Below are 24,166 nucleotides of genomic sequence, written 5' to 3'. Positions count from 1 at the left end.
AAAATGTCGTAACTTATATATAATCTGAAGGAGATGATGATGATGGAAATCACGATGACAAAACATGCGATGGAGGCATTGACAAAAAAAGTAGGAAAAGATTCAAAAATTGCTTTGGCATTGATTGATTCTTCAGATCCGTTTTTAAGAGATAAAGGGGCTTGTGCAAAAGGCAGTTTTTTCCAGATTATTCCTTTCTTTGTAGAATTTGGGAAATACGTCAATAAAATCGAACATCCCACTCTGGAAATCTACACATCTAAATTAGAGCAATCTTATTTAGGTAGACATTTGAATCTTGCCTATGACCACCAATTAAACAGTTTCTCTTTAGAAAATGAGATTGTTGTCTTGGATCGTAACATTAAATTAAGCAACTGTTTCTTTAGCTAACATCCTTTGTAGAAAGGGAGATTGATCATGCTGGACTATTACTTTATTGGAAAAGAGAAAGTAATAACGACAGACAAAAACAACTATAATTGGCTCGTGATCGACAGTAGTGACACTAAGGAAATCGAACAGGTGATTGAAAAGTATCGTTTACCAAAAGATATCTTTGTTGGAACTTCTCTACCAGAAGAAGTTTCAAGAATCGAAGAGCTTGTAGGGACGAATTTGAACCATCCGATTTCCTTAGTGCTACTGAATTTGTCCAACCAGGAGCAGAAAATCGAGAATCGGTTAATGCCTATTTCGTTTATTTATTCGGATGAGTTATTGATTAGTTGTATCGATAAAAAAACGGACTTTTTTGATCGAGTATTAGCAAAACATGGGAATAAGATCAATTCTTTTGAAACACTTATTGCATATTCTGTCTTGAACATCTATACCCATTACGTGAAAGAACTAACAGAAATGAAAAAGAGGATTGATTCCCTCGATCAAGAAGCGCGTAAAACGACGGAAAACGAAGAACTATATAAGCAAGCGGATTTAGAACGGGACATTGTTTATATTGACCATACGTTGAGAGATCAAAAGGAGACTTTAGATACCTTATGGCAATCAGAAGATTTTGTTGAGAAATTAGCTGATGCTCGTCTACTTTATGACATCCAATTGAGACAAAGACAAACAGAAAAAATGATTTTGATCTATCGTGACTTGTTAGAAAGTATTGGGGATCTTTTTAATGGAATGATGGACAATCATTTGAATCATCTAATGAAATATCTTGATTCGGCGGCACTAGTGATCTCTGTTCCAGCATTGATTGCAGGAATATGGGGAATGAATACCGGCGGATTACCTGGTAAAAGCTCTGGCTTAGCCTTTTTATTAGTTATCTTTGGCTCGATCGTTGTTGCAGGAGCTGTAGGCTACCATCTATACCGAAAAGATTATACAAAATAAAAAAGTACCAAACGATGAGGAGGATACACATGACAGAACCAAAATTAATTGATCCACGTAAACTTTACCATACTGAGGAATTTCCTAAACAAGACCAGGATACACCAGCATTACAAAAAGAAATGCAACCAGTTCCTGACTGTGGAGAAGAATCTTATGAAGGATCAAATCAACTAGAAAATCGCCGTGTTCTGATTACTGGCGGAGACTCAGGGATCGGGCGCGCGGCAGCTATTGCTTTTGCAAGAGAAGGGGCAGATATCGGCTTGCACTTTTTCCCAGGCGAAGAAGAAGATGCCAAACAAGTAGCTTCCTATATTGAAAAAGCAGGACGAAAAGTTGTCTTACTACCATATGATCTTAGAGACGAAACAGCGCCTAAAGAAATCGTTGAAAAAGTTGTCAGTGAATTAGGTGGCTTAGATACATTAGTATTAAATGCGGGACAACAAATCTCTTGCCCGGCTATTGAAGAAATTCCATTAGAACAAGTGAAAGATACCTTCATGGTGAATATCTTAGCGATGTTTGCGATTGTTAAAGAGGCGGTTCCGCATATTCCAGCAGGAGGGGCAATTATCAACACTACTTCTGTTCAAGCGTTCAATCCAAGTGAACATCTTTTAGATTACGCTTCCACGAAAGCAGCTATTGCAAACTTTACAATTGGCTTAGCAAAACAATTAGCACCAAAAGGCATTCGTGTTAATGGAGTAGCTCCTGGTCCTATTTGGACACCACTACAGTTAGACGAAGGACAACCGGAAGATTCTATTCCTGAATTTGGCCAACAAAGCTTGCTTGAACGTGCCGGCCAACCAGTAGAATTAGCTCCAGTTTACGTTTTCTTAGCTTCAAATAAAGCGAGCTACGTTACTGCACAAATTTATGGTGTAACTGGTGGGGAAGCTATCAACTTATAAAAAATGGGAGGTGCCAGGATGAATAAAGGGACTAAAACAATTGGTGTCATTTATTCTCTGCTACTTTTGTCTATTCTACTATTTGTCGTCTTGATCAGTGCGGTCTATCCTTTACCATTGATGCTTGAACGATTCCGTTTCTTTACAATAACGAATTACTATATGCAGCAATATATTTTTTGGGTAGCAGTCGGCTTAGCGATTCTACTAATTATTGCATTATTGATCGTCATTTTTTATCCGAAAACGATCGGAACCTTCTTATTGAAAAAAGGGGACGGCGAATTAACGTTAGACAAAAAAGCGATTGAAGGTATGGTTCGTTCACATTTACATGAAGATGAATTCATTCACTCGCCTAAGGTTAATATCAAAGCCACAAAAAATAAGATCGCAGTTACAGTTAAAGGTGAATTAAAACGGACTTCTTCATTGATCGGGAAAACAAGAATATTGATGGATGAAATCGAAAAAGAAGTGAAACAGTTACTCGGCACAGATGAGCAAGTAAAAGTGTCGGTGAAGTATACAGGTTACCAAGCACCTACCAATAAATATCAAACAAACGAACACGCTCGTGTGGAATAAGGAGGGGCACAAATGAATGAACTTTTTGCTGCTTATAAGCTTCCGATCATTTGCGGGGCAATTGGGTTGATTCTCGCCGTACTATTGATTACAGTGGGATTCTTTAAAACCTTGTTGCTGATCCTTATGGCGATCATTGGCGTGGCGGTCGGAATGTATTTAAAACAAACGAAAATTTTTGATCATAAATCTTAGGAGGAAATTCTATTATGGATAACAACAAAACAAATAACCAAAACAAACCAGTATCTGCACATCCAGATCCAACGACACCGAACAATGCAAATGGTGTTCATGATGCCAAAGATAAAACAGCACCCGTTTCAGCACATCCAGATCCGGTTGTACCCAACGTTGAAAACAAAGTGGCTCATGATAAAAAAGAAAACGAAGGACAATCAGAACAACAAGGAAAAAATGAAAATTTTAGTAATCCAAAAGAACATCATGGAGATCAGCCAAAACCTCCAATGCCAGGTCATACACCACCTAAGCCAGAAGCCCCAGCAAAAGATCCAAAAAACACAACGGAAAACGGTGAATCTATGAATGGTGATGTGACATATGAAGATAAAGTCATTCAAAAAATCATAGGCATCTCTTTAGAAAAAGTGGATGGATTATTAACAGCTGATGGTGGCTTCTTCTCTAACGTGGCAGAAAAATTAGTCAACACTGATAATGTAACAGCCGGTATTGACACGGAAGTTGGGAAAAAACAAGTCGCTGTTGATCTTAAGATCGTTGTTGAATACGGCAAAGACATCGAAGAAATTTACCAACAAATCAAAAAAATCATTGCCAAAGAAGTTCATGAAATGACACATCTAGATGTCATTGAAGTCAATGTCGATGTTGTCGACATTAAGACAAAAGAAGAATATGAAGCAAACAGTGAAACAGTTCAAGATAAATTGACAAATGCGGCAAAAGCCACAGGAGAATTTGCATCTGAACAAACGGAAAAAGCCAAATCCGCAATTGAGCAACAAAAAGAAAATAACCAATAATCAACTGATTCAAGCACGAATTAGCTGTTCGTTCAGTCGCTAAGTAGTTGAAAGCAAAGCAACTAAAAATTAGTTTATTTATAGAGTCAATAGAAGAGATCGAGACAAGTTTTTGTCTCGGTCTCTTCTATTTTTGGCTAAGGCTCCTTTTTTAATGGTGAGTAAAATGTTTTACATAACAAAAACATCTTCTGTCTTTTAGTGTTTGTCCATTGTGAAAAAGTGACATTACATATTCTTGTGATTCCCATTAAACTTAAGAAGTAGGGTTTTATTGAAGTTTTTCCATAAAAATAAACGTAAAAGGGGCGAATTGGGAGAAAAGAAAAAAAACTTAAGAAACATAACGTTTTAACTTTACTAAATTGGCAGAAACAAAGGAAGAAATCAAACATAAGTATGGCATAAAAAGGAGTCTTTCTTATGAGAAAACAGACATTACTTTTCTATTGCCATTTAAAGATATAGCCTTAAAAGGAGGAGTACATTGAAAACCAGAAAAAAGTTATTACATAGTACATTAATATTAGCGCTAGCGCTTGGACAAACCAGCGGGACAGTTGTTGAAGCTGTTTCGATGTTAAGCTCAGTTGAAAGTAGTTCTGTCAAGCAAAGTTCAAAAAAGAATGAAAAAACAAGTACGAGTAAAAAAGAAACAACTGAAAATAACACTAATTCTAAGAAACAGAGTCAATCTAAAAAAATTAGAAATTTGGATTTACCACCTACTTTTACTATAGCGAATGATGAAACTTCCGATAGAGTATCACCTGCTAAAAGTAAGCAGTATGGAACAGAAGTCGCAAGTTATATTAATTATTTCGTAAACAAAATGCTAAATAAAAATATTGATGTTTCAGAAGATAACTACGAAGTTGGAGATACGATAATATTTCCATTTTATGATATTTTTATAAGAACGGCAGATCAAGAATTTTTTAATGATACATGGTGGAATCAGCAACCATGGTCTGGATCTACTCAAATTGCTACGTTGTCCTCGATAACTCAATTGAATTCAGGTTCGGTAGGAATCCCGGGAATATATTCAACTGCTACCACAATATCAAAGAGCGGGAATTGGAGCCTACGGATATCTGCTCCTGATGCAGCAGCTTATAGGTTGTACGATCATAAGGTATACGCTATTTTAACTCGGTTAAAATTAGCTGTGCCACAAGAGGAAATTTTTGATGTTGATAAATTTGTTTTTACTTATTCGAAAAAAAATGGCGCTCATGAGTATCTTTATAGTCCGCAGACTTATAAAATCACTATACCAAGTGCAGAAAATGCTATCGGTAAAATTAAAGTAACGGTAAATCCAGGAGACCATATATTAGGGGAACACCTATCAGCGATCCCTAAACCAGAAGAGTATGTGACTGCTGAAAATACTCGCGGAAAAGTAACTTATGAATGGGTTACTAAACCAGATACAAGTAAAGTCGGGAAACAAGATGTTAAGATTGCGGTGAAAGACGACACCGGTCGTTCGACAGAAGTGTCTTTCCCGATTACAATAAAAGAATTATTGACAGTAAAAAAGGCTACTGATGAGATCTATCAATACGATGCTATCCCAGATGTCAAAGATTATTTTGAAGTAACAACGGAAGGTGCGTATACTCTGCGATGGGAAAATAGCCCGAATACGTCCATATCAGGAACCTATAATTGGCAAGCAACAGTGATAACAGCTGATGGTCGTGAAGAAACAAAATCAATGACTATGAAAATTTTACCTCATCCTGGTATACAATTAAAATTAAAACCGATTGAAGATCGTACCATGACTTTAGTAGAATCTTCTGATACGTTAGCAAATACCTTTAAAAATTATATTGAAGAGGCAATCATGTTAGGAGAACCTGTAGCAATTGATGATCTAGAATTTGTTGCGAATGAATCTTCTAAAACTGATTTTCAATCAGTAGGCTTACATGAAGTGAAAATCACTGTTCAAGCGAAACACCCTGTTTCCAATGTCATGATCAAAGGAACAGGAACCACCACAGTCAACGTATTATGGGGCAATACCATCTTGATGCGTTCGGTTGATGGTCATTCCGCTGGTGCTTTTGCTTTAGATGTTGGCAATTCTAATGATGCCCCAGCCAAGCTGTCGATTCGCCAGGGGATTGAGTCCCCGTTAAATGTCAGTGTAGGCTCAGCTAAAGAACCTTTTGAACTTTATTATAACTTACAAATTTTACGTAATGGCAACGCCATTTATAACCAAGACGTGACGAATCGAGCAACGTTACAAGAAGTCATGGATGCGTTTGGAGATACGAATAATGAAGTAACAGTTCAAATGAATGATATCATCCAAATCACACATCCAAGCAAAACGCCAAATGCTTCAGTGGTGATGATAAAAGAGAAAGAAAATGATTTTACGTATGGTACGGAAATCGCCCGTTACCGTGTGACTCCTTATGGGTTTGATCCAGCACCTGTCATGACGGCAGAAAGTGCGGAAAAAGCGTTCGTTTTAGGCGAAGACGTGAAGCAAACGAATTTGAATGAACTAGTAAAAAATGTGCGGATCAACGGTGGGGTAGCGGACAATGAATTTTATACAGTAGAACCTCTTGATGAGTTTGATACTAGCACGATCGGTAAACGAAATATGCGGGTCAAAGTCACGACAAAAGATAAACTGGCTTCTGAAATCATTGAGATTTCTTACCAAGTGAAGTGGGGAGACACTTTTGTTATTAAAGGATTGAAAGAGGCGACAGTTGGTGCGTTTAGTTTATTGAAGAATCAAAATCAATGGCAAATCCAAGCTTCTCAAGGAGTGGACGGCACAAACTTAAATGATCCGGTGGATAATTATTTTGGGCGTGATACGTATTATTCTATCGAAGTTTTACAAGGAGCTACAAGCAAGTTCCGTTATGAAGTGGCAGGCAATCAGTCGATTCGTGAATCGATCCAGGGCTTCAATAATGGGCAACCGTTGACGGTCAGTAAAGGCGACGTGATCAAAGTGTACCATGCCGATCCTGTTGGGAAAAATCTTTTAATGAAAGATGAATTAGTCAAGGACTATACGATTGGTTCCAATTATGCGTATTATGAAGTCACTGACCATGGATTGGAACCGATTTTAGCGGTTGCGGCTGATTCGATGCCTCAAGAATTTATCTTAGGTGAAGATAGTAGTAACGTTGATGGTACGAAGTTAATTAATAGCATTACGATCAATGGAACGGCAGTGGGAAGTAATCAGTACACAGTCAAACAAATGAGTGATTTTGATACTTCGGTGGCGGGATCACAAACGATCAAAGTACGTATTGATACGAAAGATGGACTCGTTTCAAAAGAAATCGAGGTTCCTTATGAAGTTAAATGGAACGATACGATTTTGATGAAAGCTCAAAATGGTCAATCAGCCGGAGCCTTTTCATTACATTCTGGGACTTCCAGTACGAATCGTGTATTAGTCTTTAACCAAGGATTAAAAACCGATCTCAATGCGCCGATTAGTACCGATTCTTCACTTTATTATTCTATTGAAGTATTGCGAGATGGTCGTTCTGTTTATCTACAAGAGGTACCGGGACGTGCTTCTCTCCAACAGGTAATGGACAATTTCGGGACGAAACAAACGTTAAATGTCCAAGCTGGTGATGTCGTTAAAATGTATCATCCACAACGTTCAGAAGGTAGTTCAGTGTTAATGGTAGATGAAATGGAAGAAGATTATACCTATGGCTCGCAATATGCCTACTATCGAGTAACCTCCTATGGTTTTGAACCGATGTCAGTGATTGAAGCTGTTGGCTCCAACAAAGCATTTTCATTAAAAGAGAATACGAAAACGACGGACTTGAGTCTGTTGTTAGCACAAGTATCGATCAATGGCGAAATCGTTACGAATGAAGACTATACAGTGGAGAAACTTTCTGAATTAGATACCGCAACTGTGGGTAAAAAGGAAGTCAGATTAAAACTGACGACAGCCGATGAGACCGCAGATATCGAACTGGATGTTCCTTACGAAGTGGTTTGGGGAAGTACCTTCTTGCTTAAAGGGTTAGATGACCAGAATGTGGGCGCTTATAGTATTGTGGAACAAGATGGAGAGTGGACGATCCAGGCTGGCAAAGGGGATGATTCCACCGTTTTAACCAATCACGTGAATAACGTTTTTGGTCGCGATACTTACTATCGGATCGAGGTAGTAGCAAGTTCAGAAAATCAACCGAAGGAAGGTTCTGGTGTAACCGTTGAAAATATTATGGGCTTAGATCCGACGACTCGATTATCGGAACAAATAAAATACCAGTATGATGTGACTGGAAACATGACTGTGGGTCAGGCTATCAACGGGTTTAATAATGGACAGCCGTTGTCAATTGAAGAAGGGGACATCGTAAAAGTTTATCATGCAGAGGCGAAGAATAATTTATTGATGCGAGATGACTTGACGAAAAATTATACAGCGGGTTCAAATTATGCCTATTATCAAGTAGCCAATCAAGAATTTGAACCGATCACTGAGATGAAAGCTGAAACAGTTTCGCAAGAATTGACATTAGGCGAAGATGCTAGTGATATTGATGGAATGGATTTGATTAAGAATGTCACTTTCAATGGTCAAAAATTAGATACGACATTATATGATGTCGAACAAGTTTCTGAATTTGATACGAATACTACTGGAGCGAAGATGTTAACGGTGAAATTATCTACCGCAGATGGTGTCACTTCTACGGATGTGGAAGTACCTTACGAAGTCAAATGGGGAAGTACGATCCAGCTCAAAAATAAAAAAGGTGAAACCGTCGGTACTTTCGGCTTAACAAAAGACAAAAAACAATTGAAACTCCAGGCATTGCAAGGGAAAGAGGGAACGAACTTAGCTAGTCGAGTCACTGAAGCCAACGATGCAGATGTGTATTATGGGATCGAAGTCTTTACAAACAACAGTAGTAAATATAAATACGAAGTGCGAGGCACACAAACGATTGCCCAAGCAATCGAACGATTCAATAGTGGGGAGCCATTAAAAGTTTCTGCAGGGGATCAAATCAAAGTGTATCATACGGATCCAAGCGGGAATGTCTTGATGGCAGAAGAAACGGAGCAAAATTATACCTATGGTTCCAATTATGCGTATTATAATGTGACCGCATACGGCTTTGAACCGACTGGGGACTTTACCGTGACACCGGCAGAAGCAAAAATAATCATTAATACCAAACAAGTGGATCTTAAAGATCTCTTGAAAGAAGTAAAAGTCAACGGGAAAGAAGTACCGAAAAACGCGTATACCGTGAAATTGGATCCTGAAACTGAAATCGATACTTCAAGTTTAGGAAATCGTGTCGCTAAATTAGTGGTCAAAGTTGACCGCTCTTACGGTGGATTTTCTACTGAAACTGAAGCGACTTATGAGGTGGTGAAAGAAGGAACACCAGGAGCGTTAGGAGAAAGTTCAGGCGAAGGAAATACAGAAGAAGAGACCAACGTGGAAGGTGAAGGAACAGAAGAAGCAAACGGTGGTAACTTACCAAAAACCAATGAAACCAAAAATGCAATGTTCCCACTTTTAGGTACCGCGCTAATTAGTTTGGTAGGAATGTTTCTGCTTTGGAAAAAGAAAAAACCAAAAGAAGAACCAAAAAAGTAGTATAATCTCGTTGAAATAAATAAAACACTCATTAGTTGCGGTAAAAGCTTCTAATGAGTGTTTTTTAGCTCTTTGTCACTGAGTTGTCTGACTTACCATTTGCACAAATAAAGCCCATGTCATCCTCTATGCAAACATGAGGATAACATCCATCGTCTATCAATATCCGAATAGAATTCTTTAGTAAGCTTTGGAAAATAGCTTTTCAACTATTTTATTATATGTATAACTAAAATTATTGTTATTATAACAAAATTAAAAATGATATCTGCTTAACTAAACGTACATATCGGTTTCAAGTTACTACGATAATCATCCTGTTGAAATTTATTCATTAACCACATCTAGAGGGTGGGGGAATTCTATCTAAAGTAAATTTTATTGTAATATCAGTTTTACTCAGCGTTTTTACTATCTGAAATGAAACGGAAAAATCAATGATGATTCATCAATCCCATAAATATCAGTTTTTTTCATTTCCTTTTACATTTATAGTACAATTTAAAAAATAACGATTTGAAGTAAGTCTATTTTTCCTGGTTTGTTGGTAAAATATGACATTGTACGATAAAATAATTCCTTATATGCTTCTTGATGAAAGAAAAATTTTTTTCTTAATAGAGTAATCAAGGGAGGATTATGTTGAAAGATAAAAAACGATTATTGAAAAGTGCGTTGATTTTTGCATTGATACTCGGTCAAACGAATAGTGGGACTATCGTGGGAGCAGGTTCGATGTTGCCTACAAATGAAAGCAGATCTATAAGTCAAAAATCAAAAAGAACTGAAAAAACAAATCAGGGAAAAGAAAAAAAAACAAGTGAAAAAGCAGATAATAATAACCTAGTAGATTCAGAAGATGATCAAAAAAATACAACAATTTCTTCTAGAGACTCTGTGCTAACCAGTTATCAACGTGGAGAACTTAGGAAGACAGCTTCTGCGTATTTAGGAAAATATTTGAATGTTAGGATAAGATTTACAGTAGATGAGATTAACTTAAATTATAAAGTAGATGAACAAGTAAATTTAAAAGAATATATACTTGTTTCAGACTTTGATTATAGCAATCAGATAGGTCTTATGGAACCAGCTTATGACCCTGATCTCCCTCGTGATGGCATTCTGATAAAGAATGACACAATATATTTATTACCTCAAGGGGCACCACATAATGGAACTATTCCAGAAGGTAAACATTTTAGTGTAGATTCAAAAAGCGGAAATTGGCGAATGAAATTGGTTCAATTAAATACTTGGGGTTATCAGGTTACATTCACTCGTCTGAAAATTGCGCCAAACCAACCCGAGATTTTCCCTATGGAAATCTTTTATTACCCTACTTACTTTTATGGGATAGTTAAAGAATATGATGCAATTGATTTTTCAGTAGATTTTCCTGATGCAGAATCAAGTATTGGGAAATTGAAAGCTTCAATAAAAGATGGCGTACATACGCTTAAACAAGGTGATGAGGTACCTAAAGCTGTAGAATATATTGAGTCAGTAGAGAATACTCGAGGAAATGTAAAATATGAATGGAAAACATCTCCTGATACGAGTCAGCCAGGAGTGCAAGAAGCGAGAATAGTAGTCAGTGATGACTCTGGACGAACGCTTGAAGTCACTGTGCCGATTACGATTATGCCTTTGCCACTAGAGATGTTACCAAAAGCAGGAGAACATAAAGTCATACAATATGGTGCTGTTCCAAAAGCAGCCGATTATTTTAATGTGGTGAATCATTATGAAGAGTCTACATATAAAATTGAATGGGTCAAAGCCCCTGATATGAATCAAGAGGGTGTTCAAACTTGTCTGGCGAAAGCGACCTCCTCAGATGGGCGTACTGCAGATAGTGCAGTACAAATTGAAGTTATCTCCAATCCAGGTTTAGAAGTTAAATTAAAACCATTAGAAGAACGAATATTAGGAGTATCCTACCCTTCTTTAAGTTCAAATTTTAAAAATTATATAGAAGAAGTGACACTGTTAGGTGAGAAAGTAGACGTTAATGAGCTAGAATTGGTCGTGGACGAAACAACCGATACAAATTTTCAGACTATTGGTCAAAAAGAAGTAAACATTACAGTTAAGAAAAAAACTTCTGAGGCGAGTGTCTGGATTAAAGGAACAGGAACCACTACAGTCAACGTATTATGGGGCAATACCATCTTAATGCGTTCAATTGATGGCCATTCTGCAGGTGCTTTCACTCTTGATGTCAGTAACTCAAATAATGACTCCGCAGCTCTTTCGATTCGCCAAGGATTAGAATCACCGTTAAACGTGGCGGTAGGAAAATTACAAGATCCATTTAAACTGTATTATCGGTTGGATATTTTACGTAATGAGAGAACGATCTATACGCAAGAAGTAACAAATCGGGCAACTTTACAAGAAATTATGAATGCTTTCGGAGATAAAGAGAATAAAATAGACGTTAAAATAGATGATATCATCCAAATCACACACCCAGGGAAAACAGCTAATAGCTCGGTCGTGATGATTGATGAAGAAGAAAAAGATTTTACATACGGAACAGAGAATGCTCGTTATCGTGTAACAGCGTATGGTTTAGACCCAGCTCCCGTAATAACAGCTGAAAGCGCAAGAGTATTTTTTTTAGGCGAAGATATCAACCAATTGAATCCACAAGAGTTCATCAAAAATATACGTCTTAATGATCAATTAACTTCGAATGAACAGTATAAAATCAACCTTATCGATGGGGGGGATACTCGAACAGTTGGTAAGCAAACGATGAGAGTCAATATTACCACAAAAGATGGTTTAGTCTCTGAAGAAGTTGAAGTCACTTATCAAGTGAAATGGGGTGATACTTTCGTTCTAAAGGGGTTGAAAGAATCGACTGTTGGTGCATTCAGTTTACTAAAAAGTAATGATCAATGGCAGATTAAAGCTAGCCAAGGCGTAGAAGGTACAGAATTAGACGAGCCAGTCAATAACTACTTTGGCAGAGGTACCTTTTACTCCATTGAAATTTTACAGGGGACAACTAACAAGTTCCGTTATGAAGTGATAGGCAATCAGTCGATTCGTGAATCCATCTACGGCTTCAACGAGGGAAAACCGCTGGATGTCAATGAAGGTGACGTGATCAAAGTGTACCATGCCGATTCTGTTGGGAAAAATCTATTAATGAAAGACGAATTAGTCAAGGATTACACGATGGGTTCCGATTATGCGTATTATGAAGTCACTGAATATGGCTTGGAACCAATTTTAGCGGTAGCGGCTGATTCGATGCCTCAAGAATTTATCTTGGGTGAAGACAGCAGTAACGTTGATGGATCGAAGTTGATCAATAGTATTACGGTCAATGGAACGATAGTGGCTAGTAATCTATATACAGTCAAACAAATGAGTGATTTTGATACTTCGGTGGCAGGATCACAAACGATCAAAGTACGTATTGATACGAAAGATGGGCTGGTGTCAAAAGAGATTGACGTTCCCTATGAAGTCAAATGGGGAAAAACTATTTTGATAAAAGCTCAGAATGGACAATCAGCCGGGGCCTTTTCATTATATGCGGGAACTTCCAGTACGAATCGGGTATTAGTCTTTAACCAAGGATTAAAAACCGATCTTAATGCACCAATTAGTACCGATTCTTCACTTTACTATTCCATTGAAATAGTGCGTGAAGGGCGATCTATTTACTCTCAAGAAATACCGGGTTATGCGACGTTAGAAGAGGTAATGGCTAATTTTGGCTCGAAACAAAAATTGAATGTCCAAGCAGGTGATATCATAAAACTATATCACCCCCAACGTTCAGACGGTAGCTCTGTCTTATTGGTAAATGAAACAGAAAAGGACTATACCTATGGTTCTCCATATGCTAATTACCGCATAACTTCTTATGGTTTTGAGCCCATGCCGGTAATTGAAACTGTAGGACCAAATAAAGTTTTTTCTTTAATGGAAAACACTCAAAATATAGACTTGAGTCAGCTATTAGCGAATATAACGATCAATGGTGAACGGGTGGAAAGCAAAAATTATAAGATTACGCAACTTTCTAAAATGGACACCTCTACTGTTGGTAAAAGAGAAGTCAAATTAAATCTTAAGCCAGAAGATGGCTCAGCAGATATTGAACTGGATGTTCCTTATGAAGTGGCTTGGGGAAGTACTTTCTTACTTAAAGGGTTAGATGACCAGAATGTGGGCGCTTATAGTATTGTGGAACAAGGCGGAGAGTGGACGATACAAGCTGGCAAAGGGGATGATTCCACCGTTTTATCGGATCATGTGAATAGTGCCTTTGGTCGCGATACTTACTATCGAATCGAAATAGTAGGAAATCCAGAAAATCAGTCCGAAGAAAAAACAGGTGTCACTGTCGAAAATATTATGGGCTTAGATCCGACTACTCGATTATCGGAACAAATAAAATACCAGTATGATGTGACGGGCAATATGACAGTGTGGCAGGCGATCAATGGGTTTAATAATGGCCAACCATTACCGATTGAGGAAGGGGACATCGTTAAAGTTTATCATGCAGAGGCGAAGAATAATTTATTGATGCGAGATGACTTGTCGAAAAATTATACAGCGGGTTCCAACTACGCCTATTATCAAGTGGCCAGTCAAGAATTTGTTCCCATCACTGAGATGGAGGCTGAAACAGTTTCGCATGAATTTACCTTGGGCGAAGATACCAGTGACATTGATGGAATGGATTTGATTAAAAATGTCACTTTCAATGGTCAAAAATTAGAGACGACATTATATGATGTCGAACAAGTTTCTGACTTTGATACAAATACCACTGGACAGAAAATGTTAAAAGTGAAATTGTCTACCGCAGATGAGGTGACTTCTACAGAAGTGGAAGTGCCTTACGAAGTGAAGTGGGGAAGTACGATCCAACTAAAAAATCAAGATGGCGATACTGTAGGTGCCTACAGTTTGATAAAAGAAAACAAACAAATCAAACTCCAATCATTACAGGGAGAAGACGGAAGTGACTTATCGAACCGTATCACAGAATATGATGACATGGAAATTTACTATGGGATTGAAGTTTTTACAAATAACAGCAGTAAATATAAATACGAAGTTCGCGGTACGCAAACAATTGAACAATCGATTAATCGATTCAATAGTGGGGAACCATTAAAAGTTTCGGTGGGAGATCAAATTAAAGTGTATCATGCCGATCCAAGTGGGAATGTCTTGATGGCAGAAGAAGAGCGAAATTACACTTATGGTTCCAATTATGCGTATTACAATGTGACTGAATATGGGTTTGAACCAACAGGAGATTTTACCGTGACACCAACAGAAGCGCAAATAGTTATCGATACGAAACGTGTGGACCTTAAAAATCTTTTGAAAGAAGTTAAAGTCAATGGCAAAGAGCTGCCGAAAACTGCTTATACGGTTGCATTAGATCCTGAAACAGAAATCGATACTTCCTCTTTGGGGTATCGTGTTGCTAAACTAGTCGTGAAAGCTGACCGTTCCTATGGTGGTTTTTCTACTGAAACTGAAGCGGCTTATGAAGTGGTGGAAAAAGGGACGGATGGTGCTTTAGAAGATGGTACAGAAGATAGCATGACTGAAGATAAAGAGATCACAGGAACAGATTCAGAAAAAAAGAACTCAAATGGAGACAATACAAGTGGCGCAAAAAATGGTAATTTACCAAAAACCAATGAAACAAAAAATACGGTTTTTACTGTATCAGGTGTCTTGATTGTTAGTTTAGCGGGAATCATCCTGTTTTGGAGAAAAAGAAAAGCAAATAAAAATTCTAAAAAATAAGATAATCAGTTATTAAAAAGCCCACGTTAGCTAGACTACAGCTGACGTGGGCTTTTTTGTCGGTCTTCAGATTGATTAGAAAGTAGTTAGCTTTCATTGGTGTCACTCAACTAAAGAAATGAGCTACTCTCTCATTTGGCTTGTATCTTGATATTCGAGGATATTACCTGGTTGGCAGTTTAAAACTTCGCAAATCTTATCGAGCGTAGAAAACCGAATCGCTTTTGCTTTACCATTTTTTAAAATAGAGATATTAGCCATCGTAAGACCTACTTTTTCACTCAGTTCGGTCACGCTCATTTTTCGCTTGGCTAACATGACATCTAAATTGATAATAATAGACATTCGACACCTCACACTGTTAAATCATAGTCATTTTTTAAATAAATGGCTTGTTTGAGTAAATCAATCAAAATGCTTGAAAGGATGTAGATAAAAAAAGGGATAAAGAGTAAGACGAAAGCGATGAGTAGGATTCCTGGACTATCGCTCATATCAGCTATTTGGTAAAATTTTGGCAAAATACCAAATGCAAGGATCGTGATACATAAAAGGCAAGATCGGATTTTACTGCTAAGTTTGAGACTCTTTTTAGTAAAAGTTTCCTTTGAAGGGAAGGTTTTGACTAAGCGGAGCAGGAAGAAATTGAGCAACAAAGTGACTAGAAGGATCAGGTAAAGAACTAGAATAAATAGTGTAGTTTGCCAGTTGCTAAATGGATTTGTAGGTTTTGTACTCAATTGAATAGTTAATAGCGTTCCCAAGAGAAGGGGAACAAAACAAAAAACAGAAACGATTAATTGGATAAAGAACAGTTTGGATTTCATAAAATGCCTCCTAAATTTTTATTAGTATAGCATGAGGTTTGTTCATTATCAATAATTATTTATCGATAAACGATAAATAAAAGGATGGACAAACGCCTTTTTCAATAAAGAAAAGGCGTTCTAACGAATCATATTATATTTTAAAGCTGTAAAACTATTACTAAAAATGGACTATTTCTCATTTAAACAATGTATTCCCTAACCACTAATACATCCTTGTAACCCTGAAGTTACGCCAGTGGGATTAAATTTCATCAAAACAAATCAAAATCTCGCATAAAATATTTATCGCAATAGATTAATTATAACATATCTTTTGCAAAAAAGATATTTAATTTAGATTACATTTGCGATAGTTTTAAATAACAGAACTTTTAAGTAGAAAAACGTATCATTATCATGTTTATACCCTCCCAAATCTAAAGTAAATATGCTAAAATCACAAATAACAGCGAAGATCATGATTGGTTGGAAAAATTTATCCCTATTTTTCGTTATTAAAATTAGGTGTACAAATAACTAATTGTTTTATTTTGTTTGGTTGTGGGGAGTGGAGAAACAAAATACGCTAGTATAAATTGTTATATAAGTATGGATAAAAATTTCAGATAAAATTATTAAGTTGTTAGGGGAAGTTTAAATGAAATTAAATGAAGAAAGTTTATTTATCCTAATTTTGATTGGTCAGCTTTACACTGTTTTTATGGCTCTTGGTTATCTAAGGAATCTTTTATCAAATAAAAAGTTTCAGTTGTTTTCGTTTGTTAGTGTAATCGCTTATATTGCTTTATATCAATGGATCAATATCATAGCGACAGTTATCTTATGGGCTGGGTTATGTCTAAGTATCTATATCATTGATCGAAACATTGATATAGCGATATTTTATCCTTCGATTATTTTATTTTTCTACATATTCATTGATGGAACAGCCAAATATCTATATAAAATTTTAGGTTGGGATATCAGCGATTTTTTTACAGCTGTTTTAGGAACAGGTTGTTTGTGGATCGTTACTGTTTTTCTAAAAAAAATGGTCATACCAAAGATTATTAGGGATAAAACGACTCTAAAAATAGCGGCCATCGTTGTTTTTTTTACGATTATTGTTTATTTTATTAACATTTGTAGTGATCGTTTTTCTGTTTTAGCAAGATTCCTAGTTATCAGTAATGAATTATTTACGGTTCTTTATGGTGTAATGTCTACCATAATTTATTGTGTACTACTTTTTATCAAGAAAAAAGAATTCGAAACACGAGAACAGCAAAAAGAAATGCGTCACCTGATTGAATACAGCGAACAGATCGAAAATAATTATCTTGCATTACGAAAATTTAAACACGATTATAAGAATATTTTGTTTTCAATAGAGGATTATATTCAAACAAAGGATATTGAAGGGCTGCAAAAGTATTTTTATCAAAGTATCAAAGCAACAGAAACGATTTTTGAAGAAAACAATCTCCCAATTGCTTCGATTTCAAATCTTAAAATTAGAGAGATAAAAAGCATTATTTTGAGTAAATTATACGTGGCTAGCCAAAAGGGTGTCGAAGTAAACGTAATGATTCCAACACCCATTACGGATATCGCTATCTCAACAGTCACACTTGTTCGTATGCTAGGGATTATACTGGATAATGCAATTGAAGAATCAGCCTTTTTAGAAAAGGGAAAAATTGAATTGACTATTATGGAGGAAGACAAAAATTGTTTTTTTGTCTTAATGAATCAATGTCGTTCGAGTATTCCTAAATTACATGAATTGAAAAAAGTGAATTTTACTACTAAAAAAGGAAATCAAGGACTAGGTCTAACGAATCTGGACGAGCTTGTTCATTTGAATGAGAATGTTTTTTTAGAAACAAAAATTGAAAACAATCGCTTTATACAAATCATAACGATTAGTGGAATGAGGGGCTAGTAATGTTAAAAATATTTGTTTGTGATGATGAAATTGCTCATCGTAATAAGCTTACTCGGATGATTACAAATTATTTATTGATGAAAGACTATGATGTTCAATTCCAATTTGCTACGGATGATCCAATGATGATCTTGTCGTTTATTTCAAAACATAAAACAGAAGGAATCTATTTTTTGGATATTGATCTAAAAACGGATTTAAATGGGATCGAGTTAGCAAAAAAAATCAGAGATTACGACCCAACAGCAAAAATCATTTTTGTGACAACTTATACAGATTTAGTCTATTTAACTTTTTTATACAAAGTAGAAGCATTAGATTACATCGTTAAAGATAATATGGATACCTTTCAAAAGAGAGTGACGGAATGTATTGACGTCGCAATTGAACGCTATTTGAATACAAATCTGGAAACTAGACCCCAAATTTGGATTAAGAATGGTCCAGTTGATGTAAAGTTATATGTCGATGAAATATTTTATTTTGAATCTAGTCCAACACCCCATAAATTGATCGTCTATTTAGATAACCGCAGAATTGAGTATATAGGGAAGATCAAAGAAGTAGAAAGTATGTATGAGGTATTTTGTCGTTGCCATCAATCTTATGTAGTTAATCTGATGAATGTGAAAGAGATCAATAAAAAAGAACGAGTGATCACTATGGCCAATGGAGCAAAATGTTTAGTTTCTACTCGTCATTTAAAAAAAGTAGTAAATCAGTTCAAGAAATTAACCAGTTGTTGATTACATCTCCAAGTATTCCGCACTTTTGATCAAATAACGTTCACTTTTGATAAAACCAACTATCTTATAAAAAAACAAATATAATATAGATGAAAAGGAGCGGATCAAATGTCGGAAGAATCTATATCTTTAGAAGAAAAAGTTTCAAAAACAATTAGTAAGCGGATAGGAAGACAATTACAATTGTCAGAAATTGACTTGGCAAAAATGGAATATGGATTAGCTGTTCTTCTGGTAATTAGTTCAAAGATATTTTTTATCTACTGTTTAGCTGGGTGTCTTCATATTATTCTGCCGGTTTTAACTACCCATTTGGCATTTACACTAATGAGAAGAACAACAAAAAGTTTTCATGCAAGAGATAGTAATGTATGTACGGTCTTAAGTCTATTTTTCTTTGTCTTATTACCATATCTAGTTACTACTTTTGCTGTAGATGTCACAAGAGCCAGCTTTGTGATCTGCAGTCTCATGATTTGCTTGATCTTGTGGTTCAAAGGGATAGTGATCGCACAAAGACCGGCGAAAAGTTCTTTGCTAAATGGAAAGAGCCAGATGATAGTGGTCAGTTTGTTCCTTACTATTTTTGGTGGGATTCAATCAAATAACCGTATTCGTACCTTACTGTTGTTAGGCATGATGATCTCAACCCTTTTAATGTTTGTTCAAAAAAGAAAGGATGAAGAAAATGTTAAAAAAAATTAGCTCAAGAAAATTAAAATATATGCGAATTTTAGCAACTGTTGCTATTGCTGTTGCTACAGAAGCTATAGGTAAAGGAACAATGTGTACAGGAATTATTTATGAACCAAAAGTACCTGAAGCATTGAAACAAATCGAAAAATAAACTTGTAAATCGAAATACTAGTGGAATAAAAAGAATTCATCATACGAAATAAGTCTTAGGATCAAAAATAGTAGTTGCTATTTTGACCCTAAGACTTATTTTTTTCGATAATTTTGTAAGAGCAAAACAAATATAAAAAAGAAAAAAGATTCCCATAATGTCGTTGTCCAACTAAATTCTTTTGAAATTCCAAAAAATAAATTCCCTGCATTAGAAACGATTAAATAAATTAAGGTAGTTATTAGAGCATAAATTATTTTCTTTACCATAATCTCACAACACCCCTTTTTTCAAAAACATGGCTAAAGCGTTCCATTTCTTCAAATGATCTTTACTTAAGTATAATTCATTTAAAAGATATTTGGAAAGAAATTTTATCTGTTTTTTACAGATAAGAAAGAAGAAAGAGAGTAGGAAATGATAAATATTAGAAAATTTTCATAGCAACTGATAGTTTTTTGTAATAATAACTGAGCATTATCTTTGCATTTTTTAATGTAGACTACTATCCTTTAAATATACCCAATAGAAAAAAGGCAACACAGTCTATTGGAGGGAAACGTTATTTATGAATGATTGTCATAGAAAGTGAAAAAAGGCTATTAGTATTAGCATGGCATGGTAGCGCTTTCTATAAAATCTTGTAAATAACATGTGTGATCACGGTCAATTAGAAGTAGGAGGTGGAGAATGAATAAAGGGTGGAAGATCGTCGGTATTCTTGCAAGTTTATTCTTGCTGACGGTGCTTTTAGGGATTGCGTTGATCAACGCACCGTATATGATGCCAGAACAGTTGGAACGTTTTCGATTTTTTGTCATAACGAACTACTACGTGCAACAATATCTATTTTGGACAGCTGTCGTTTTTGCTATACTTGTGCTTATTTTGTTATTAGTTGTTCTTTTCTATCCAAAATCCAAAGGAACGTTTGTTTTAAAACAAAAAGATGGAAAACTGACTTTAGACAAGAAAGCAATCGAAGGGCTTGTGCGATCACAATTACATGAAGAAGAATTTGTTGGTTCACCAAAAGTTCGAGTACGCTCAACAAAAAATAAAATCAATGTCCATGTAAAAGGGGATTTAAAACGAACATCCTCTTTAATTGGTAAAACAGGAGAATTGATGCGTGACATTGAACAACAAGTGGCACGAGTACTTGGTACTGAACAAAACATCGCTGTAGCTGTTACTTATAGTGGATTTGAAGATTACGACAGTAATGCACACAAGCACGCTCGAGTAGAATAGGAGGGGCCCATCATGAAAGAGATATTTTCAGCGTACAAGCTCCCTATTATCTTCGGGGGACTTGGCTTACTGTTAGCTGTTTTATGGATAACAGTTGGATTTTTTAAAACACTTCTAATATTAATCATGACTGCTATAGGTGCAGGCATTGGTTTTTATTTGAAAGAAACAAAAATATTTGATCAATTTTTTAAATCTTAGGAGGAACTGGACATGGAAAACAAAGAAATCAAAAACACAAATACAATGACATCTGAGAATAACCATATTTCACGTGGAGAATTAACTTACGAAGATAAAGTAATCCAAAAAATCATCGGTTATGCTTTGAAAGATGTTGACGGTTTATTAACATTAGATGGCGGTTTCTTCTCAAACATTGCTGAAAAATTAGTGAACACGGATAATGTCACAGCAGGAATCAATGCAGAAGTTGGTAAAAAACAAGTAGCTGTTGACTTAGATGTAGTTGTAGAATACGGAAAAGATATTGAAAATATCTATGATCAAATTAAAGACTTGATCAGCCGTGAAGTGAATGATATGACACATTTAGATGTAATCGAAGTGAATGTGAATGTAGTTGATATCAAAACACAAGAAGAATATGCAAAAGATCAAGAAACTGTCCAAGACAAAGTGACAGATGCTGCTAAATCAACTGGTCAATTTGCTTCAAAACAAACAGATAAAGCAAAAGCAGCTATGAATAAAGGAACACAAAAAGTGAAAGAAAACACTGAACCACGTGTTCAGTAATTGATTGTTAGTAAAAGAAATTAGGAGGAAATTAAAATGGGATTTATTTGGTCATTAATCGTCGGTGGTATTATCGGAGCAATTGCAGGGGCTATTACAAATAAAGGTTCTTCAATGGGAATCATTGCTAACGTAGTCGCAGGTCTAGTTGGATCAGCGATCGGACAAGCTTTACTTGGCACTTGGGGACCAAGTATCGGGGGCATGGCAATCGTTCCATCATTGATTGGTGCAATCATTCTTGTATTGGTCGTATCATTCTTTGCTCGTAAACTGTAAGAAATTGATCGGATCATTTGATCGATCATAAATAAAATCAGAAGCTGAGACAATTATTGTCTCAGCTTTTTTTATCTACTTTAAAAAAATTCGGTCCAGTTAGTAAAGTTTATTCGTGTAAGCTGTTTAGAATAAAAATATCATTGTTATTGTGAAGTTTTACTCAAAATCCTCTTGACTTAGAGTTGACTCCAAGTAGTACAATATCTTTTGTGGTAACAATTAGTAAGACCGAAATGAGTTATTCTTTTCGGACATGTTATTGCAAAAGGAGAGAGAATAGTGAGTATAAAGACAAACATCTTAGACCAAATCAATGGTCCAACAGAGGTAAAAAAACTAACGATAGACGAAATGTCTGAATTAGCTACAGAAATTAGAGAAAAGATTTTACAAAAAAATAGTGCGATCGGAGGACATGTCGGACCAAATTTGGGTGTCGTGGAATTAACAATTGCTTTCCACCATGTGTTTGACTCGCCCAAGGATAAAATTGTTTGGGACGTTTCCCATCAATCTTATGGACATAAGTTATTAACTGGTCGTAAAAATGGATTTGAGGAGGGAAGCTACCACGAAATTAGTGGCTATTCCAATCAACATGAAAGTGAACATGATTATTTTACTGTGGGGCATACTTCAACTTCGATCAGTTTAGCGGTCGGTCTTGCAAAAGCCCGTGATTTGAAACAGGAGAAAGGAAATATCATTGCTTTTATCGGGGATGGTTCCTTAAGTGGAGGCTTAGCTTTTGAAGGTTTGAATAATGGTGGAACAATCAATTCTAATTTGATCGTTTTAGTGAATGACAATGAAATGTCCATTGATGAGAATCAGGGAAGTTTATATCGTCATTTAGCAGAGCTTCGTGAAAGCAATGGGACAAGTAATGATAATTTATTTAAAGCGATGGGGTATGATTATCGCTACATTGCGGATGGTAATGATTTAGAAACAGTAATTGAGGTTTTCAGAGAAATTAAAGACATTGACCATCCAATCGTTTTACATGTTCACACCGAAAAAGGTCATGGCTATGAGCCAGCCGTCGAAAACAAAATGAAATATCATTGGCATGTACCGTTTGATTTAGAAACAGGCGAAGCGAAAAATGCTCCTACTAGTGAAAGTTTTAATCAAATAATTATGAACTATCTTGATGAAAAAACGAAAACAAGTGCAACGCCTATCGTGGCTGTGAATGCTGCGATTCCAGGAATGTTTGGCTTAAAGGAATTTCAAAAAAAACATCCAGAACACTACTTTGATGTGGGGATTGCAGAACAACATTCGATCACATTTGCTTCTGCTTTAGCATCTCAAGGGATTCGACCTGTGGTATTCCATTCAAGTGTGTTTTTACAACGAGCATATGATCAATTATCTCATGATTTAGCGATCAACGAAAATCCAGTAGTCATTCTAATTGGAGGAGCAAGCATTTCAGGAAGTGATCGTACCCACCAAGGGACTTTTGATATTCCTTATCTTTCAAGTATTCCTAATATTAAATATTTAGCGCCAGCTACGAAGGAAGACTTACTTTCGATGTTGAATTGGAGTTTATCGCAAACCGATTCACCGGTTGCTATTAGAATCCCTGCTCATGGTGTGACATCTGGTGAAGCAATCGCAAAAGACTACGCTATTCCAAGTTACCAACGCTTGGTTGCTGGAGATAAAGTTGCAATCTTAGCACTAGGTGGCTTCCTTGAATTAGGTAAACAAGCTTTAGAAGAATTTGTGAATCAGGGGATTTCAGGCACTTTGATTAACCCTGGAACGATCACCGAACTTGATCATGAAACTTTAGAAGAATTAAAAGAAAATCACCAATTGATTATCACTTTAGAAGATGGTAGTCTTTCGGGCGGATTTGGTGAAAAAATCAGTCGTTATTATGGAGATTCAGCAATCCAAGTTCTAAACTTTGGTTCTCAAAAAGAGTTTACTGATAGTGTACCTGTTCAAACATTGTATGAACGTTATCATTTGACACCAAAACAAATCGTAGCAGATAGTCTTAGCAGTTTAAATCAATAGAAAAAAACAGAGTAAATTCGTGATATCAAACGAATTTACTCTGTTTTTTTAAGAAATCCGACTTAAATAAACTATATTTATATTATGTAAACACAGTTAGGGATAAACCGAACGAGTAATGAAATAAACATTGCTTTTATCGATAAAAA

General features: G+C 35.9%; 19 protein-coding genes. 17 read left to right on the top strand and 2 right to left on the bottom strand.

Translation table 11 applies throughout. The features are described from left to right. The first annotated feature begins 42 nt into the window (after positions 1–42). The 8 genes from IGL28_RS07015 (at position 43) to IGL28_RS06980 (ending at position 15,332) form a co-directional block, all read left to right on the top strand. Positions 43–393 carry an iron-sulfur cluster biosynthesis family protein gene (locus IGL28_RS07015; protein ID WP_010719080.1) on the top strand — a complete coding sequence of 117 codons (351 nt, stop codon included), beginning with the start codon at positions 43–45 and terminating at the stop codon, positions 391–393. Between the two features lie 27 nt (positions 394–420). After that, the gene (locus IGL28_RS07010; RefSeq protein ID WP_010719081.1) at positions 421–1,359 is read left to right on the top strand and encodes a magnesium transporter CorA family protein; all 939 of its coding nucleotides are present in this window, start codon (positions 421–423) and stop codon (positions 1,357–1,359) included. Positions 1,360–1,388: 29 nt separating this feature from the next. Next, positions 1,389–2,282 carry an SDR family oxidoreductase gene (locus IGL28_RS07005; protein WP_010719082.1) on the top strand — a complete coding sequence of 298 codons (894 nt, stop codon included), beginning with the start codon at positions 1,389–1,391 and terminating at the stop codon, positions 2,280–2,282. Between the two features lie 18 nt (positions 2,283–2,300). Beyond that, complete coding sequence (gene amaP / locus IGL28_RS07000; RefSeq protein ID WP_438843928.1) at positions 2,301–2,870, top strand: alkaline shock response membrane anchor protein AmaP; 570 nt, start codon at positions 2,301–2,303, stop codon at positions 2,868–2,870. 12 nt (positions 2,871–2,882) lie between these two features. Then, complete coding sequence (locus IGL28_RS06995; RefSeq protein WP_010719084.1) at positions 2,883–3,065, top strand: DUF2273 domain-containing protein; 183 nt, start codon at positions 2,883–2,885, stop codon at positions 3,063–3,065. Between the two features lie 14 nt (positions 3,066–3,079). Beyond that, positions 3,080–3,880 carry an Asp23/Gls24 family envelope stress response protein gene (locus tag IGL28_RS06990; protein WP_081127541.1) on the top strand — a complete coding sequence of 267 codons (801 nt, stop codon included), beginning with the start codon at positions 3,080–3,082 and terminating at the stop codon, positions 3,878–3,880. 487 nt (positions 3,881–4,367) lie between these two features. Then, positions 4,368–9,530 (top strand): LPXTG cell wall anchor domain-containing protein, encoded by a 5,163-nt coding sequence (locus IGL28_RS06985; RefSeq protein WP_081204082.1) that lies wholly within the window; start codon positions 4,368–4,370, stop codon positions 9,528–9,530. A 642-nt stretch (positions 9,531–10,172) separates the two neighbouring features. Then, complete coding sequence (locus IGL28_RS06980) at positions 10,173–15,332, top strand: LPXTG cell wall anchor domain-containing protein (RefSeq protein ID WP_081127630.1); 5,160 nt, start codon at positions 10,173–10,175, stop codon at positions 15,330–15,332. 123 nt (positions 15,333–15,455) lie between these two features. On the opposite strand, the gene IGL28_RS06975 is transcribed toward IGL28_RS06980, so the two are convergent. Further along, positions 15,456–15,677, bottom strand: coding sequence for a helix-turn-helix domain-containing protein (locus IGL28_RS06975; RefSeq protein WP_081127543.1), 222 nt, complete (start codon positions 15,675–15,677; stop codon positions 15,456–15,458). 8 nt (positions 15,678–15,685) lie between these two features. Beyond that, the gene (locus tag IGL28_RS06970) at positions 15,686–16,159 is read right to left on the bottom strand and encodes a DUF2975 domain-containing protein (RefSeq protein ID WP_081127544.1); all 474 of its coding nucleotides are present in this window, start codon (positions 16,157–16,159) and stop codon (positions 15,686–15,688) included. A 640-nt stretch (positions 16,160–16,799) separates the two neighbouring features. Between IGL28_RS06970 and IGL28_RS06965 the strand changes: the two genes are divergently transcribed. The 9 genes from IGL28_RS06965 (at position 16,800) to IGL28_RS06925 (ending at position 24,017) form a co-directional block, all read left to right on the top strand. Continuing rightward, positions 16,800–18,086, top strand: a complete 1,287-nt coding sequence (locus tag IGL28_RS06965) for a sensor histidine kinase (RefSeq protein WP_034698104.1) — start codon at positions 16,800–16,802, stop codon at positions 18,084–18,086. A 2-nt stretch (positions 18,087–18,088) separates the two neighbouring features. Continuing rightward, positions 18,089–18,835: a LytR/AlgR family response regulator transcription factor gene (locus tag IGL28_RS06960; protein WP_081127546.1), complete on the top strand. Its 747-nt coding sequence runs from the start codon at positions 18,089–18,091 to the stop codon at positions 18,833–18,835. A 108-nt stretch (positions 18,836–18,943) separates the two neighbouring features. Continuing rightward, complete coding sequence (locus IGL28_RS06955) at positions 18,944–19,540, top strand: accessory gene regulator B family protein (protein WP_081127547.1); 597 nt, start codon at positions 18,944–18,946, stop codon at positions 19,538–19,540. Beyond that, entirely contained in the window at positions 19,524–19,682 is a 159-nt protein-coding gene (locus IGL28_RS06950) for a cyclic lactone autoinducer peptide (protein ID WP_081127549.1), read from the top strand. Before IGL28_RS06955 ends, IGL28_RS06950 begins: the two co-directional genes overlap by 17 nt. A gap of 690 nt (positions 19,683–20,372) precedes the next feature. Continuing rightward, positions 20,373–20,936 carry an alkaline shock response membrane anchor protein AmaP gene (gene amaP / locus IGL28_RS06945; RefSeq protein WP_010737641.1) on the top strand — a complete coding sequence of 188 codons (564 nt, stop codon included), beginning with the start codon at positions 20,373–20,375 and terminating at the stop codon, positions 20,934–20,936. Between the two features lie 12 nt (positions 20,937–20,948). Next, positions 20,949–21,137, top strand: a complete 189-nt coding sequence (locus IGL28_RS06940; RefSeq protein ID WP_010719095.1) for a DUF2273 domain-containing protein — start codon at positions 20,949–20,951, stop codon at positions 21,135–21,137. Positions 21,138–21,149: 12 nt separating this feature from the next. Next, entirely contained in the window at positions 21,150–21,695 is a 546-nt protein-coding gene (locus IGL28_RS06935) for an Asp23/Gls24 family envelope stress response protein (protein WP_010719096.1), read from the top strand. Positions 21,696–21,731: 36 nt separating this feature from the next. Continuing rightward, on the top strand, positions 21,732–21,974 hold the full coding sequence (locus tag IGL28_RS06930) for a GlsB/YeaQ/YmgE family stress response membrane protein (RefSeq protein WP_010719097.1): 243 nt from the start codon (positions 21,732–21,734) through the stop codon (positions 21,972–21,974). Between the two features lie 282 nt (positions 21,975–22,256). After that, positions 22,257–24,017 carry a 1-deoxy-D-xylulose-5-phosphate synthase gene (locus IGL28_RS06925; RefSeq protein WP_128427761.1) on the top strand — a complete coding sequence of 587 codons (1,761 nt, stop codon included), beginning with the start codon at positions 22,257–22,259 and terminating at the stop codon, positions 24,015–24,017. Positions 24,018–24,166 lie beyond the last annotated feature (149 nt).

The sequence above is a fragment of the Enterococcus sp. AZ077 genome (assembly GCF_051714965.1).
Taxonomy (GTDB): domain Bacteria; phylum Bacillota; class Bacilli; order Lactobacillales; family Enterococcaceae; genus Enterococcus_B; species Enterococcus_B hirae.
Note: the sequence above shows the minus strand (reverse complement) of the source record. Positions and strands in the feature narration are given on the sequence as shown.

Coding starts and splice junctions, on each gene's coding strand:
- IGL28_RS07015 (WP_010719080.1), top strand. CDS start 43: ATGGAAATCACGATGACAAAACATGCGATGGAGGCATTGACAAAAAAA.
- IGL28_RS07010 (WP_010719081.1), top strand. CDS start 421: ATGCTGGACTATTACTTTATTGGAAAAGAGAAAGTAATAACGACAGAC.
- IGL28_RS07005 (WP_010719082.1), top strand. CDS start 1,389: ATGACAGAACCAAAATTAATTGATCCACGTAAACTTTACCATACTGAG.
- amaP (WP_438843928.1), top strand. CDS start 2,301: ATGAATAAAGGGACTAAAACAATTGGTGTCATTTATTCTCTGCTACTT.
- IGL28_RS06995 (WP_010719084.1), top strand. CDS start 2,883: ATGAATGAACTTTTTGCTGCTTATAAGCTTCCGATCATTTGCGGGGCA.
- IGL28_RS06990 (WP_081127541.1), top strand. CDS start 3,080: ATGGATAACAACAAAACAAATAACCAAAACAAACCAGTATCTGCACAT.
- IGL28_RS06975 (WP_081127543.1), bottom strand. CDS start 15,677: ATGTCTATTATTATCAATTTAGATGTCATGTTAGCCAAGCGAAAAATG.
- IGL28_RS06970 (WP_081127544.1), bottom strand. CDS start 16,159: ATGAAATCCAAACTGTTCTTTATCCAATTAATCGTTTCTGTTTTTTGT.
- IGL28_RS06965 (WP_034698104.1), top strand. CDS start 16,800: ATGAAATTAAATGAAGAAAGTTTATTTATCCTAATTTTGATTGGTCAG.
- IGL28_RS06960 (WP_081127546.1), top strand. CDS start 18,089: ATGTTAAAAATATTTGTTTGTGATGATGAAATTGCTCATCGTAATAAG.
- IGL28_RS06955 (WP_081127547.1), top strand. CDS start 18,944: ATGTCGGAAGAATCTATATCTTTAGAAGAAAAAGTTTCAAAAACAATT.
- IGL28_RS06950 (WP_081127549.1), top strand. CDS start 19,524: ATGTTAAAAAAAATTAGCTCAAGAAAATTAAAATATATGCGAATTTTA.
- amaP (WP_010737641.1), top strand. CDS start 20,373: ATGAATAAAGGGTGGAAGATCGTCGGTATTCTTGCAAGTTTATTCTTG.
- IGL28_RS06940 (WP_010719095.1), top strand. CDS start 20,949: ATGAAAGAGATATTTTCAGCGTACAAGCTCCCTATTATCTTCGGGGGA.
- IGL28_RS06935 (WP_010719096.1), top strand. CDS start 21,150: ATGGAAAACAAAGAAATCAAAAACACAAATACAATGACATCTGAGAAT.
- IGL28_RS06930 (WP_010719097.1), top strand. CDS start 21,732: ATGGGATTTATTTGGTCATTAATCGTCGGTGGTATTATCGGAGCAATT.